This is a genomic window from Paenibacillus sp. ACRSA (assembly GCF_022346845.1).
GTDB lineage: Bacteria > Bacillota > Bacilli > Paenibacillales > Paenibacillaceae > Paenibacillus.
The window spans coordinates 547,957-562,929 of record NZ_JAKRNP010000001.1; the positions used below are offsets into that span (position 1 = coordinate 547,957).

16 protein-coding genes and 2 tRNA genes are annotated in these 14,973 nt (G+C 38.7%); 4 read left to right on the top strand and 14 right to left on the bottom strand.

From position 1 onward, the window contains the following. Nucleotides 1-173: 173 nt before the first annotated feature. From MH215_RS02550 to MH215_RS02565, 4 genes are all read right to left on the bottom strand, one after another. Complete coding sequence (locus tag MH215_RS02550; RefSeq protein ID WP_239287729.1) at nt 174-1,031, bottom strand: RNA-binding domain-containing protein; 858 nt, start codon at nt 1,029-1,031, stop codon at nt 174-176. 12 nt (nt 1,032-1,043) lie between these two features. After that, nucleotides 1,044-3,668 (bottom strand): sacsin N-terminal ATP-binding-like domain-containing protein, encoded by a 2,625-nt coding sequence (locus tag MH215_RS02555; RefSeq protein WP_239287731.1) that lies wholly within the window; start codon nt 3,666-3,668, stop codon nt 1,044-1,046. 1,763 nt (nt 3,669-5,431) lie between these two features. Then, nucleotides 5,432-5,517, bottom strand: a tRNA-Leu gene (locus MH215_RS02560). A gap of 275 nt (nt 5,518-5,792) precedes the next feature. Continuing rightward, entirely contained in the window at nt 5,793-6,248 is a 456-nt protein-coding gene (locus MH215_RS02565) for a general stress protein (protein ID WP_239287733.1), read from the bottom strand. A 223-nt stretch (nt 6,249-6,471) separates the two neighbouring features. Here MH215_RS02565 and MH215_RS02570 point away from each other — a divergent pair, with 223 nt between their 5' ends. After that, entirely contained in the window at nt 6,472-6,693 is a 222-nt protein-coding gene (locus tag MH215_RS02570; RefSeq protein ID WP_239287735.1) for a hypothetical protein, read from the top strand. A gap of 116 nt (nt 6,694-6,809) precedes the next feature. On the opposite strand, the gene MH215_RS02575 is transcribed toward MH215_RS02570, so the two are convergent. After that, nucleotides 6,810-7,301 carry a NucA/NucB deoxyribonuclease domain-containing protein gene (locus MH215_RS02575; protein ID WP_239287746.1) on the bottom strand — a complete coding sequence of 164 codons (492 nt, stop codon included), beginning with the start codon at nt 7,299-7,301 and terminating at the stop codon, nt 6,810-6,812. A 126-nt stretch (nt 7,302-7,427) separates the two neighbouring features. After that, nucleotides 7,428-8,591 (bottom strand): sensor histidine kinase, encoded by a 1,164-nt coding sequence (locus tag MH215_RS02580; protein ID WP_239287756.1) that lies wholly within the window; start codon nt 8,589-8,591, stop codon nt 7,428-7,430. A 274-nt stretch (nt 8,592-8,865) separates the two neighbouring features. On the opposite strand from MH215_RS02580, the gene MH215_RS29305 reads away from it, so the two are divergent. Next, on the top strand, nt 8,866-9,054 hold the full coding sequence (locus MH215_RS29305; RefSeq protein WP_145045538.1) for a DUF6199 family natural product biosynthesis protein: 189 nt from the start codon (nt 8,866-8,868) through the stop codon (nt 9,052-9,054). A gap of 206 nt (nt 9,055-9,260) precedes the next feature. On the opposite strand, the gene MH215_RS02585 is transcribed toward MH215_RS29305, so the two are convergent. The 3 genes from MH215_RS02585 to MH215_RS02595 all read right to left on the bottom strand — a co-directional run bounded on the left by MH215_RS02585 (nt 9,261) and on the right by MH215_RS02595 (nt 10,651). Then, nucleotides 9,261-9,590, bottom strand: a complete 330-nt coding sequence (locus MH215_RS02585) for a DUF1904 family protein (protein ID WP_239287758.1) — start codon at nt 9,588-9,590, stop codon at nt 9,261-9,263. Between the two features lie 165 nt (nt 9,591-9,755). Then, on the bottom strand, nt 9,756-9,881 hold the full coding sequence (locus tag MH215_RS02590; protein ID WP_082560390.1) for a YjcZ family sporulation protein: 126 nt from the start codon (nt 9,879-9,881) through the stop codon (nt 9,756-9,758). 101 nt (nt 9,882-9,982) lie between these two features. Further along, nucleotides 9,983-10,651, bottom strand: a complete 669-nt coding sequence (locus tag MH215_RS02595) for a hypothetical protein (RefSeq protein ID WP_239287760.1) — start codon at nt 10,649-10,651, stop codon at nt 9,983-9,985. Between the two features lie 107 nt (nt 10,652-10,758). Between MH215_RS02595 and MH215_RS29000 the strand changes: the two genes are divergently transcribed. Next, a complete protein-coding gene (locus MH215_RS29000; RefSeq protein WP_275445946.1) occupies nt 10,759-10,881 on the top strand; it encodes a hypothetical protein in 123 nt (40 codons plus the stop codon). Between the two features lie 14 nt (nt 10,882-10,895). Here the strand turns inward: MH215_RS29000 and MH215_RS02600 are convergent, their stop codons facing one another. From MH215_RS02600 to MH215_RS02610, 3 genes are all read right to left on the bottom strand, one after another. After that, a complete protein-coding gene (locus tag MH215_RS02600) occupies nt 10,896-12,449 on the bottom strand; it encodes a tetratricopeptide repeat protein (RefSeq protein ID WP_239287762.1) in 1,554 nt (517 codons plus the stop codon). A 279-nt stretch (nt 12,450-12,728) separates the two neighbouring features. Continuing rightward, nucleotides 12,729-13,154, bottom strand: a complete 426-nt coding sequence (locus MH215_RS02605) for a hypothetical protein (protein ID WP_239287764.1) — start codon at nt 13,152-13,154, stop codon at nt 12,729-12,731. Nucleotides 13,155-13,386: 232 nt separating this feature from the next. Then, nucleotides 13,387-13,632: a hypothetical protein gene (locus tag MH215_RS02610; protein WP_239287766.1), complete on the bottom strand. Its 246-nt coding sequence runs from the start codon at nt 13,630-13,632 to the stop codon at nt 13,387-13,389. A gap of 179 nt (nt 13,633-13,811) precedes the next feature. On the opposite strand from MH215_RS02610, the gene MH215_RS02615 reads away from it, so the two are divergent. Then, entirely contained in the window at nt 13,812-14,015 is a 204-nt protein-coding gene (locus MH215_RS02615; protein ID WP_056696207.1) for a hypothetical protein, read from the top strand. Nucleotides 14,016-14,100: 85 nt separating this feature from the next. On the opposite strand, the gene MH215_RS02620 is transcribed toward MH215_RS02615, so the two are convergent. Next, nucleotides 14,101-14,745, bottom strand: coding sequence for a hypothetical protein (locus MH215_RS02620; RefSeq protein WP_239287768.1), 645 nt, complete (start codon nt 14,743-14,745; stop codon nt 14,101-14,103). Nucleotides 14,746-14,887: 142 nt separating this feature from the next. Next, nucleotides 14,888-14,961: transfer RNA gene (locus MH215_RS02625), tRNA-Ile, on the bottom strand. Between the last annotated feature and the right edge of the window lie 12 nt (nt 14,962-14,973).

A 14,973-nucleotide genomic window follows, 5' to 3' on the forward strand; every position in this document is an offset into this window, starting at 1 on the left:
CAAGAATGAAAAAGAACCCCGCCAGGGGCGTAGGTTCCGAAATTCCAGGAATTTTATAGGGTTAAGGAGATAGCGGAAATTAAGGCATGAAACCTTGTGTTACAAGAGGTTAATAAATTCGTTAAAGCATGCCTTTTATTTTCAATTGTTTAATAATATCCAATAAAATTAAGTTATTCCTCGATTTTTTTAAGATACTCTTCTAGTTTTCTGCTCCATCTTTCATCATCCATCTTTTCAATATTAAATTTTTCTTGAATTAAATTTCTAAAACTCACTAGTTTAGTTCTATTGTCCATGTTTAAACCCAATTTTCTTGTATCGACAAAAGCGCCATTAAATTTATTATTTCCAAAAGAGAAACTCGGAACACCAATACTTATATAGTCATTTGTTTTTACCCAAGCCGCGCCCATTTCATTTAAACAGGCTGGGCTATCAAAGTAATTGTCAGATAATAAATAAATCATAAAACAATTATTATCAAGTTGATTTTTTAAATAGTCAGGAATATTTGCTGCCAAAGGAACACCATGTTCATCATCACTTGTAAAAATAATATCTTTACTTTTAACTCCAATGTCCTCGAGAAGCCCCACAAGAGCAGCGCCATACTTCTCATCTTTCGATGCATGGCTGATAAATATTTTAGAGTTAACTTGCTCGCTAATATTGCCATTCATAATATATTTTTTCCCATTAAACTTCAAACAATCCTTTGATTTGAAAATTCTAATCCCAAAAATCATTTTCCCTTCCACATGAAAATTACTCATGCAATAATTCAATTCTTTAGGAATTTGATTAACAATTTCTTGCAATCTTTCTTCAATCCATACCCCTGTAATTCCGACTAATTCAAATTCAGTCTTAAAGTTTATTCCCCAAAATATGTAACCACCTTCAGTATTAGCAAATGCCACCATCTCTTCTGCCATTTTATCAGCGGGTTGCACTGTAAAATAGTATTTAACATTTCTAGTTTCCTTTTTCTGAATTTTCTCTTTAAAAATATCATCCATGTAAAACATATCGGTTCTCCTTTATACAAATAAATTTTTTAAAGGTATAACTTTTATTTGTGTAACTAACAATATATCTCCTAAAGTTAATTGTTTCGGAATATCCGTCGGATTATCAGTGTCAACAACCCATAATTCACTATTAGTTCTTAAAAAATTAGGTTCACTGTCATAATAAAAAATCACTTTTTTCTTATTGCTTGGACGAATAATCAATATAATATTATCGCCATCTTTATTTTTAATGGTATCATAAGCAGTTGGTGCAATTTTTCTCTTACTCTTTAAATTATATCCGTTTGATATTAAATAACTCGAAACTCTTTGTTCGGATATGCTCAGCATCTTTTGAACTTTTTGATAATACTCGGAGAGCCCAGTACTAATATATTTTAGAAATGCCGTTTTTCTTTCAGGGGTTTGTTTTGTATAATCTAGATATCGTAGCATATCTGTTTCATTATAAATTGCCAGCTTAGCCAGATTTTCAAATATTTCCGCAACATCCATACTCTCAAATTCATTCATTAATTTTAAATCAATATTACTTTCAATTCCCACTACATTTCCTAATATATTTATTTTTTCTTGCATTTCACTTAATTCTTTTTTCAAATCTATGATTTTAGTCTTGGCTGCATCTAATGAATCACTGTTCGTTTCCTCTAAGAATTTATCTTTTTCAAGTCGTGCATTGTAGTTATCTATATGCTCACTATTTGAACATAGATCCATTCTCATTCCAAATAATAAAGGGAATATATTTTTAGAATCTTCTTCATATTTTAACATCCAAAAAAACAATTTGTCATAGGCGCTTTGAAGTTTTTTTTCTCTTTCAAAACTGCCTCTTGATTTTTCCTCAGATAGTTTCTTCGTTATGATATTTGTAATTTGTACTGCAATTTCTTTATTACCGAATTTATCAATTAGACCAACAAATATAGAGTTTGATAAATCTATATTTTTATTAATTAATTTATTTTCCAAATCGCCAGCCTTATTTTCATTTTCATTCAACAAACCCGCATATACATCTCTTAGCGTTACATCCATTTCATCAATAAAATGATTGCTTAGGGTGCAAAAGTGATTTCTTTGATTAACAAATATTTTTCTATCCTTCCAAATGGAAATATCTAACTTTTGTAACAACTCAATAAATTGATTCAACCATTCAAAGGTATCAACTTTTAAATTGTTGAGTAGTCCTTCACCTTTCGAGATAAACTCTATGACCTTTTGAATAGAAAGATGTGATTCCTTATAAATCTTATAAAGAGTTTCACAGAGTTCATACTTTGGTAAATCAATATTGCTGCAATTCAACATCAAATCATAGTAATCTTTCTGACAGTCTTTTATGACATTTTTCTTAGAGTCAGTATTCACTTCTTGTTTTATTTCATCATTGAAATTACTGATAAAAATAAATGGGAACTTAATTTCCTTCAGCGATTTCTTTCCGCCATTGGCAGTTTCGATAATAGATTTCTCGCAATATATTTTTTTCGATTCGATATAATATCTTTGACTAAGATTATCAGTGTTATTTTGTTCTTCCATATAACAGATATTATGTATATCGCTAAAAGAATTGTTAATCAAAATATCAATAATCTTATCGTATAAAAGAATAGCTGCATCCAAAATAGTGTTGTTTTTATTATGTATCTGTAATGAATCACGTTGATCTGTGACTTGAAAGGATTCATCGTTTATTACAAACGGTAACCCGAAGTATTCACTTCCTATCAAAGGGTATCGACAGTAAATGCGCGAACTATTTTCAGGATATCTCATTACTGTTTTATTTTTCAAAATAACTGCTATCTCAAAATTCATTTCTAAATGCTTAATCAAAAGAATTTGTTCTGGGTTATCATTTATCCGAACTTTTCTATAGCTAAAAAAATCGTTTTTTGAATAATCATCCTCACGATTACGGATATATTTAACGCCATTTATATCAATAGAATTTATTTTTCGGCTAAAAGATAATAATAGTGGAATATTTTTTTCTAAATCCATGATTCCTTGTACAACAGGAGATTTATTTTCGTCAGGATGTTCTGATAAAGATTCCAAAGTATATCTGAAAGTTGTAATATTAGCAAGATTACTGCTTGAAGCCGGAGTTTCATCTATCTTATCCAACTCTTCTAGTGCTTCTGAAATATGAGCTTTGAGTATTGGTATGGCTTCTTTATATATAAGACTATTTTTCCAATTGCTTCTATCTAAATTAAAATCTAAAGGTATGCGTTCTTGATTTTTATTAATGAAAGTCCCTGTAATATTTATTTTCTTTGACAATAAGTGCGTGGTAATAAAGCCAGTACCAAACTGACCGCCTTTTTCAATATCTTCGGTTTTAGATGATTTTTGTAGAATTAAGCCTCTAAGCGACTTATTATCAAAAGGATCACCAGTATGAGAAAATGAGACTATCTTCTTTTCGATATCATGTTTGACATAGATATCGACCGGAATACTGGAAGTGTCACAAGCATTTTGAATCAGCTCCCAAATCCATCTGCGAACAGTATTATTATCCGAGCCATTAAATACATCATATAGCTCTTTGTTTATTTTGTTTGCAGAAATATCAATAAGATCTCTTCTATCCATATTATCATAAGTCATATAATAATGTCCCTCATCTTTATGCTTATTTAGTAGTCATCTTTTAATGAATCAGAGTAGGCTTCTTAGCTATTCTTATCCATATCACTTCGGGTAAACGGGGTAAAAATATAATTTTTCATAAAAATCCCAAGTGTTATTTTATTGGAATACAGTCCACCCCCTCTTTATTTGTCATTTCGATTCTTCAATCTTTCTCAGAGCCTAGTGCAGGACTTAGTAATTGAGAAAACATCGAAATCATCAGCATCCCTTCTTTGTACTATTGAGTTAATTTTTCTTTAAAGAATGGATGCCAGCCAACCCTCATTTCTTACGCTAAAGGTTTATGGAACCACTTCCCTTTAATGTAATATCATCTTCTGTTTCAACGCTCATTTCATCAAAATCATCCTCTGATTCGTTCCAAAGCACCAGTAGTCCATAAAGTGGCTGAAAGCGATATCCTTACATAGAAGGTCTAGCAGAATGAATATTGGTTGACATATCTCACCGACCTAGCTCTTTTATGACTAACAAAGATTGTTCAAAAAGTCCGTTTTTGATTATGAAGCATCGAATCTTGAAGAATCAGAGACTTTCGGTTCTCAAGTAGCAGATTGCTACGCTCCAATTCTCGGGCTTAATTATGTCGAAGGCGCTCTACTATAGACAGAACACCCTCAACGGTGCAACTCTTGCTATTTGAAGCGTATGTTACAATGGCATGAATCCTTTAACCTCAGACACAATTCATTTAGCAGTGACTTAAAACTACAACTTTCAACATAATTCTCCACGACTCCTTCCATCTCCTTCCAAACAAATGTTCTATTCAAACGTAATATTAGTAAAGATGAATACATATTAATCCCTGATACCTATCCAAAATAGGTCCTGAAAGTTTCTAATTGAAAAGGCGGCTACCCATTAATTGAGTAGTCGACCTTATACATCACTGTACGGACCGTTAAATGCAGCATTTCAACCATTTGAGTACATTGACGCAAGCACTTGTACTGTGCAGGGAAGCCATGCAACCTACCTATGCGAGCTTTATGTTTGTTACAGGGCGATTCAGCACTACTCTTCCGTTTATTCGCCTATAGCCCAGCTGGTGATTCTCCATTGGTAGGCCTGCCATTCCGGTATCCCCAACTTTCGTAGGTATTGCACCTTCATTCGAAGCTTTTTCCATTGTTTCCACATGTACATCCTCATTTGTCTTCGTAGCTTGCTGGGTTGGTGAGAAGGAGTCTGGCAGTCGGGCGGAGGTGGAACCTTAGGAAGGATAGTTTGAATAAACTCAGTAATACTGGTACATTATCATCATAGAACTGAAGGATGATGCTGGAGATCGGAGGCAGAGAAGTTTCTTCTTGAGACACTTAGACAACAATAGTTTCGTATTGCCACAGCGAATTACCTTCACAGACTTAATGCTGGATTGGCTTCAAAAAGTCATTTAAAGCAGGTTGCGGAAACTACTTGCGAAAGGTACGAGAGGTCGTAACAAATTGTATACCCTTATTTTAAGAGTAGAAACGATATGCTCTTGCAAGAAGTGCAACCGATGCATCTGCAAAAATATCATGGAACCAAACATCAGGACGACCAAGCAACAAAAAAATAAATTGTCTACAAAAACATTACGGATGCATTTGAGCGTATCAGAAAACCAGAAAAGAGACAAAAGAGAAGCTCCGTTAGCAAACTCGCTCATTAAACGAAAAAGGGTTTCAGCTCATTTGAGCTGAAACCCTTAATTTTCTTGATAATTCGTATGCCGAGGACCGGGATCGAACCGGTACGGTAGTCACCTACCGCAGGATTTTAAGTCCTGTGCGTCTGCCAATTCCGCCACCCCGGCATGATTATGTATTTCTCAATCAAATGTGGCGACAAGAAATATCTTATCATGTATTTTATTATTATGCAACACTTTTTTTAAAAAAAATATTTTAGAAATGAAACAGGCACCACCAGCGTAAGCCGGCAGTGCCTAGAAAGGTCGAGTTGCGGTCTCGAACTTTCTTATAAACCATCTATATTAAGGGAGGTGTAAGGTAAGAATACCTCCCCAACATTAAAGAAACCTAAAATCAGGATTAAATTAAGCTAAAAAAGAAAATAAGCTCACATGTATTAGTCACGCTTCATGATAATAGGCGTGATCCGAGCAATCTCGTCTTCACTGGTTTCCACAATCACAAGCAAATGTTGTTGCATAAGCCATTGCTCATAATAGTTTGCGTCATCCTCAGAGATACCGGCTTCCGTCAGGGTAAGTACAAAATCATCGGTCTCTTCACCGATTTCATTACCAGCAAGCCGGCGAACAGCCTTCCCAGCAGACATCGTGTGATCTTTACGTTTACCTAGCGCAGCCAGCACCCCCTTAAAGGCTCCTAATGCTCCATCCGTACCTGCACCCTTAAGTGGTTTAGGTAAACCTGCCTTCTCACTAATCAACTCCAAATTAAGCTGTTCTTTAGCGACTACGCCCAGTGAATCGGAATCAACTCCTGCCTGTCGAAGCTGATTCAACATTAAAATGGCTTCGTTCTCAGTACGCACCATTCCAATCAATAACTTTGTCATACGGAATCCTCCTTAACATACACTTTAGCTTCAGTACCCTTTATAACCCTCTAACTGAAAGAAACAAACGCTAATCATGCGATAAGGCGAATCACCTAACCCACAAAATCACTTCTCTTCTGGAAATTCATACCTAGTTCTGATAGACTAGATAAAGAAGACAAATTAACCATTGAAATTATTGACATATCGATTCTAATCTCATAACCAGGAGAAATGACATATGAACAAAGAGGTAGAAATTGCCATCCGTCGTAATCAACAAATTGTGGTTCGTAATACAAGTGGTGAATCTGTAACCGGATTTCCAGAACGCTCTGCCGATTCCTCCATCCTCCTTCTACGTACAGTACAAGGGAATCTCTGGATTCCGTTTGAGGAAGTTGAGCAGGTCACACGCCTGTTAAGCATTCGTTCGCATCATCTAAGCAGTATGGCACTGTGAACAGCCGTTTGTAGCCATCAGTGAATCAAGTGAATCATTGGACGATGAAGAACGCCAGACTTTGAGGAGTCTGGCGTTCTTCATTACTCTATCACTAGGAACTGTCTTAGATCTCGCTATTCAACAACAAACTTCACTCGTGTTCCATTTGGATATGTACTAAGTTGATTGCCAACCCATGAACCTGCTCCGCGATTGTCCTTTGGCGTAATGTATTGGATATCCGCATTAGCACCACCCTCTGCACACATAGCCATCGGCCACTCGTCTCGATCCTTCCCCTTCTTCACTGGCACTCCCTTCAGCGAAAGATCCCGATTCGCCTCAGCACCATCACGATCGATTGTACACACATCAGAATGACCTGCCTTAACGGCCGATCGAATATGATTAGCTGTCTCTGGGTAGCGTTCAGAAGGGAAGATCAGCGTATGATCTACACCTTGGCTACTACTCCCATTAAATATAGAAGTCCAATCCCCCAGCTTATATTCTCCATTAAACCATGCTAAACAGGCGACTAAAGCAAGGGTGACCAAGGTGACCCATTGCTTCTTCAACCTGGCTGTTCCTTTATTTCTTCTCTTCCTTGTGCGTTTACGCGTCATGCTGTCTCTCCCCCATTCACCATTACATTATATCAGAACATTCGTTCGCGGAACAACGTGAATGCACAGAAAAAAAACAGCCCGGATCTCTCCCGAACTGCCCTCTTCCGATCATATAATAATCCTTTAACCTACATGACCCATACTTGGCATCACCGGTTGCCGCTTTAATGGTACAGTGACCTGGAATTGTGTACCCTGACCTTCTTGACTTTCCACCGTGATTTCACCTTGCATCAATTCCAGCAACTCTTTGCAGATCGTTAATCCAAGACCACTGCCCCCAAACCTCCGTGCATGAGACACATCTGTCTGAGTGAAGGCTTCAAATAATTGATTCATCTGATCTTGTGGAATCCCAATCCCTGTATCTTGAATGCTAAAGACCAGCGTCGTTACATCCTCCAATGTCTCTTCTACATCCAATTTAATATGCACTTCACCTTGCTCCGTAAACTTAATCGCATTGTTTATTAAGTTATCCAGCACCTGTCGTAAGCGCAATGGATCTCCAACGAGCACTTCTGGCACTTCAAGATCAACATGGCAGACTAAGCAAATCTGCTTCTGTATAGCAGCGAGTTCATGCGTCTTAATGATCTGCTGAATTAGTTTAGAAGGCTGAAACTCAATCTGCTCTACCTTCATTTTCCCACGACCTAACTTTGCCATATCCAAGCTCTTGTTTACAATGTTCAGCATGGCCTCTCCCGATTGACGAGCAAGCTCCAGGTATTCCTTTTGCTCGATACTGGTTTCTTCCATTCCCACCAGCTCAATCATTCCCATAATTCCATTGAGCGGCGTTCGCAACTCATGATTCAGTTTGCCGATAAATTCTAGTTGTCCTCGGCTATTCAATTCAGCCATGTTCGCTGCCATGCGAAGCTGTTCTTCGGCATATTTCCGCTCTGAGATATCATATTGTATCCCAACAAAAAAGAGGCATTCTCCCTCGTCATTAAAGATCGGATCTATATTCAACTCGTTCCAAAACTTGTGTCCACTTTTGGTGTAATTCAGAATATCTATCTTAATTGACTTCTGCTCTCTGAGTGCTTCACGAATCTTAGTTACTGTCTCTGGGAGGGTATCACGCCCTTGAAGAAACCTACAATTTTGCCCAATAGACTCTTCTAACGAATATCCTGTCAATGTTGTAAAGTGCTCGTTTACATAGATCAGGGGCAGTTCTGGTGAGGTTGCGTCGACCACAGTTACGGAAGATTTAAGCTTAGAAATTAAAAACTCCCACTGAATGGGCATGGAATACTGATTTTGAATGGTCATGCTTCCCTCCTGCTTCTATCTGCCTTCAACAATGATCAATAATAAATGGTTGCATGTCATCAATTTGGTATGTGATCATACTAATTCAATATCATTAATTGTAACATAGTTGTTCAAACGGTGCCGGAAAGGTTAATGTTTTCATAAACTTAGGAGGAATACACATGAAGTTTCTGTTCATTCTCATCATCGTTATTCTGATCTTATTCATTTTCAATAGACGTCGTCGATAAGTGGATTGAGGCCATTCCTGAACGAGGAAGGAAGATCGAGCATGAGAACCCTCTTTTTTATTTTCATGATACTGTGCATTATCAATCTTTGTTTCCCAAAGTTCGGATGGTTCCTACGTTACGGTTGGATTGTGAAGGGGGAATCCGAGCCTAGCAAGCCGTATATGGTCTTTGTTCGTATGACTAGTTTAGTGATGTTATTAATTGCATTTTCACTCGTGGCGGCATGATACCACAGTTACAATCGATCATGTATATGTCGGAGAAACAGGCATTTATGCATGCAAGAATGAATTTTATTCTAACTGTCTTACCTTATAATCAGATCTCACTATAAATAAAAAAGACGAGCAGCATTTGCTCGTCTGTGTCTGATCCAAGCACAATTGGATCAGATTTTTTATTTGATCAACTTATATACTGGGTCACATCTCATTCAATTCAGAGGGTAATCCGTTAATGGTTTCCCCTGCTTGTAATATAGAGTAGGCTCCAAAACACTAAAAAATATGTGTACATCCGGCAAACCTGCTTCGACCAAAATGACGTATATGGAAGAGGCCATTCGATTATGGATTTCCTGATCACGCTGAAACATAACAATTTCTATAGAAGCTGGAGAAGGAGTGAGTGCTTGTACATCATAACGCTCAGCCTTAATTCTTTCTTGCGGAATATTAGAAGTGAGCGACATCTGCTCTGTGATTTTAGGTACAACTTCTTCTAACTGATGACCTGTAAAGCCTCTGAAGCGAATAAACGGCATTGCAATCCCTTCAATCTTTAAATTTAGTTACTTATGTGATTTTAAGTACATTGTTTTCTATTGTCAAATGACAGACTTTCTATAGTTTACTGTAAATCATAAGGAAAAGCTCCACTGAGATCTCAGCAGAGCTTGGTGTAACCGTCCATTTAGCTTAGTTATAAACTAACACCAGAAAGACTTCGTGATGATGACGAGCAGGATGAAAAGCACCAGAATTGCAGCAGTAGAAGTACACATTCCCTGTCCGATTCCTCCGACATTTCCACAACCGTATCCAACATGACTCATGTGATTGGCCTCCTTTGATTTAAAAGGTATGAGATAACATATGCCAATGCTGAGTAAATGACCGGGCTTCTCCCTATATGCAACGCCCAATCCTCATGGGATCACTCTAACCCCTCCACTTTTATCAAAAAACGTCCTTGCTTCGGTGTAGTGACCTCGTCAGTTCCTTTACGCTCCACTAGAACGACTCGGGTTCGAGTATCATTATGCGATGCAAATACAACCTCACCATCGGAGGATATACAGTAAGCAATTGGAATAGAGGTGTCACTGTCGCGATACGATCCATCCGCATGACTGGTACCCATCACCATACATTGATTGCGAATAGCGATCGCGCGAGCCACCTCCAGCCATTCATTGTACTGCTCCTCACTGAACATCCCTACCCCGATTGAATGTAAGAGTAGATCAACCCGCTCCTCATCATGCTGAAACCCCTGTAAAACAATCTCATCACATAATAGAGTACTGATCGCCACATCCTGTTGCTTGACAACTACGGCAGGTGTGTACTTCGCTTTCTCCATCACAACCTGCCCGTGCTGGTCGATGATAATGGTTCGATCCTTGGGACGCTCATCTAATCTGCAGTGTCCCGATACAATCATCGTTCCGTATGTAGCCGCAAGCCTGCAAGCCTCTTCTACATTCTGGTTCAAGTACCCTTCGGGATACAACAAAATATCCGCATTCGCGTATTCCCTAAGCTCTTTTTCTAATTGTATTAATCCGGGCTCAAGGTTGGGTTGCCCAATAATAATCCTCATTCTCCATCTTCCTCCTATAGCAGACAATAATGTATACTTGTTCCATCAACTTATATCTACAAAAGTCAATTCACTCCATAACACACTTATATTTTAGGAGGGTTAATATGCGAAAAATTGGAAAGTGGGACAAACTAATTATTGGTGTTCTTTTAGGACTAAGTGCCCTGTTCCTCGTTGGTTTAATTTTCTTCTATTGGGTTCTAACTAGTGTATCCTTTGCACCTTAGACAGAACGTAATCATCAGCCTTCCAGACTTTCAAGCAACGAACCAGCCTCTTCATGGTCTGGCTCCAATGCCAGCACTTTACGTGTATACGCTAGAGCTTCTTCTTCCATCTCAAGCTCATAACAGCAAACAGCCAGATCATACAATACATCCGTGTTGAACTTGTCCTTGTCTGACAGCATTGATCGTTCTAGAAAATACTTTGCATCCTCGTACATGTACATCGCATGGAACAACTGACCTGTTATAAATGACAATTCCCCTTGCTTATCCATCACATAGTATGAAGACCACATGGAATGCATTCCGTGCTGCATATCCATCATTTCTTCATCGGTTGCATCTGGTAGCAGATCAGAAATACGCTCCGCACATAGAATTAGAAACTCTGCATCATAACCACCTAGACGCCAAAAAGGCAGAATTTGTTTGAGCTCCATTCTAGTTACCTGCTGATCGAACCATTCTTTCAAACTAAAGAAGTCATCTGGCCCAAAACGTTCAACCTCTCGCAGGTAAGCCAGACGGGTATTCACATAACTTTTAGGCTCTGCGACCATCAGGATACAGCCGACATTGATATCCTTATAATGATGCGTTGTAAAACAAGCTAGGCCTCCTTGCTGCTCCAACGTATACCGAATCGCATGATAGTTCGCCGTCAACGAGAAACTGCCGTGAAGAACAAATTCAGGCGGCTCAGCGAATTTCCAGTACTCTAGCCGGTGATCACCTTTATCTGCTGTAATAAGCATATACCCTGCACTAGATAAAGTCCCCAGTCGTTCAAGACAGGACAGTCCAGCTTCTGGAAACAGAATGTGTGAATCCTCCAACTCGTCCTCATACAATGAAACAACATCGCGATAAGGGGACGATTCCGCACTATACTGAGGTGCAAGGCGGTAAGCATAACTGATTTCCATCGCCTTTAATTTCTCTGAAGGTGCAAGATTGACGTGTTCTTCGGCACTAGAGAGAATGAGATCACATTCATAAATCTGTCCTTCACCTACATATAGCAATTCCTGTGGGATACTATCAAAAAAATAATTTGCGATAATGAGCAAAGGCTGCTGCAGATCTCCCGGCTGAATTGTTTCACCTGCAACCACTAGATCCAGCGCAGTATCCTTCATTGCATCAAACAGAGCAAAATCCAACACTCCCTGCTGAATATAAGGCTCCATGGACGGATGATTTCTCCACCCCACTACATTCTCCATCACTAAATCTGTCATCACGTAACGAAAAGCAGGCAACTCCGTTGCTGCATAATCCCGCAATTCAATCAATTTCGTAAGTATCTGAAACGCTAGACGACCTACTCCAGCGCCTAGTTCCAGAATCGTAACTGGCTCCGATGTCTTACCCTTCGCTGCCAAGTCTTGCAAAAAGCCAAATATCATTTCGGCGTACGCCGCTGCGATCATCGGGTTACTAGTGATATATTGCGGAACTTGATTTTCCGTCCACGCATCAAGCCCACGCTCTTCATAGTAAGCACGTTGCCATTCCCACACAGGTGCTTCACTGAAACGGAACCGTTGTCCTTCATTATGCATCATTAATTATAAACCGCCTTTTATCCATAATTCTTAACGTTCCAAGACTTCACACAGTCTAAGCCAATCAAGCAAATCCCAGTCATGTAAACGTTACACACTGTTATGCATTATATCATAACCAGAATTGCCCCATGTTAAGGTCTCTCTTAAATAAACCAAATCGATCCTCATATGCAGAAACTTCAGCTATACCAAATAAAAAACCTGCCTATATCAAGGCAGGATCAATCATTAACACAGAGTATTCGTACCCGCAAACGTATGGCGTATAGCTGTACATTAGTCTGAATACAATACCCCATCAAAGTTTTCAGGGCCTACACGAACCGATCCTAACAAGTTCGAACTTACAAATGCAGTATAAGTCAACTGGGGTGTGATCGGTGGGTTGTAGTCATCCGCGGAGAAGGTGATAATTTGAGGAGCCAATACACTTAAACTAAACGTAGAAGTAGCCGAATATATAACCGGATCAGTTGGCTGAGTTCCTCTGACAATTGTAATCGTGATCCCTACAAGTGCCAATGGCAGCTGTACCGATACTGTACCCTTGAATTGCACCCGCGGATTAGCACCAATGCCTGCAGTGGTTACCAGTCCAATCTGACCAAATAACTGGGGCGTATTCAGAACCAAAATTGGAATAGCAATCGAGTTCGCCAAACTTGCATTCTGCGAAGTTCTCGCATCAATAAATTGACTCATTAAATCTACCTCCTAATACTGGGATACGATAATATATGCGAGATTTATAATATGGCATGGACACTGTTACTAGTTTGCATAAATAAAAAGATCATCGGGCTTATCACCCAATGACCCTCCGTATCGTCCCTAATCCTTTTGAAGTAACCACACCGAAGCAGATTAAGAAATTCATCCCTACCCCAGCAGCAAACTTGCACTTTTACAGGCGCTCCTGTCGTGATGTTCTTTGTTACTTGGGTGTATAAACCTTTTCTTGTCCTTCGTTTCTGTCACCTGTATGACCGTTATTCCTATCCATTTTATCCTGCAGAACTTGGATATCTTTACGAAGATTAGAGATTTCTTTTTGTACACTACCCGAGCTCTTCCTAACTCTTGAAATGATTAAATAGACTATAAATACAATGACTGCGACAAACAATACTAAAAGTAATAATCCTGGCAAACCTACTGCACTTGCACCACCGCTGTTCATGTATCCAACCCCACTTCATGCTAAATTATAACAATTATATCATATATCTCAATAATTATAGTTATTAGTCTCCATCATCTAGGCTCTTTCAAAAGGTAATGACTTTATAATTGGAACTATTTCAAATAATTCCCGTATATAAAATATACATCACTACCGAGGGGGTGACCGTAATATTAATGATTATATTGGGCGTGATCGTCATTGCACTCTCCCTATACGACTATAAAAACCCTAACTCCAAAATATCACAGTTTTTCAGTCGTATTTCACGTACAGAAAGCAACGTACATAACTCCCAAACAAGTGGAATCATAGGCATAAGCTCAGGTGTTATCTTCATCATGATCGGTGTGATCGCCATTTTATTGCCTTTACTATAAAAGGAATCCATTCACTTGTTCCAAGGTGGACACTGGTCAGATATGCCAGTGTTCTTTTGGTGTGTAGGCCTATAAATGAACAAGGTTAGTTAAAAAAATGATTAATCCCCGATTGACCCGCATCTACAGAAAGTTCCTCTAACAATTGAATCCACATTTTATCGTTAATCATATCGTTCCAATCAACATCACTGACACCCCTTGCTGTCGCTTCAGGTACGTATTTTTTTACTATACCTGACCACTGGTTGTTCAGTTCTCGTATTTCTGCTATCTTCTGACTTTGCACCGCATCTAGTGAAATGGTTGTTTCGATTAGGCTGCAGTCCCCGAGGAGATCATTGCCAATAACAGATCGTGCCAGAAAAAAGGTTATATCCTGAGCAACATTTCCTAGCACAGGATTGATATCCGCATTGTTCACTTTATTTAGATGTAACGCTGCGTTCAGTAAATGATTATATTTTGTACTCACAGTTGTGAAATTGGCACATAGGTTGGTTGCATGTTCTGGTAAGAGGTTCTCCCCTTCACTTAAATGATATTGCTGGAGTATCTCATCATTGGCCACAATCGCTGTAACCAATGCCGATAAAGATTCACTTAGCTGTGTAGATATAAATTGTTCATATCTTTGATTCTCCTGAACAGTTTTATACAAAAGAAGCATACAGATTAGTAAGAACATCGAAGTAACCGCTATCAATATAGTACAGCGCTTATTGCTCATTCCCCAACTTCACCTCTCACATCAATTAATATAAACAACTTCAGCATATTTGGGAGGGAACTTATCCCACCTTACACCCACCCTAATTAAATCACAACTGAAAAGAAAAAAACCTTGCCATATAAGCAAGGTTTCAAAAGTATGGGCCCTACAGGACTCGAACCTGTGACCAATCGGTTATGAGCCGACCGCTCTAACCAACTGAGCTAAGGGCCCTCGACATAATGT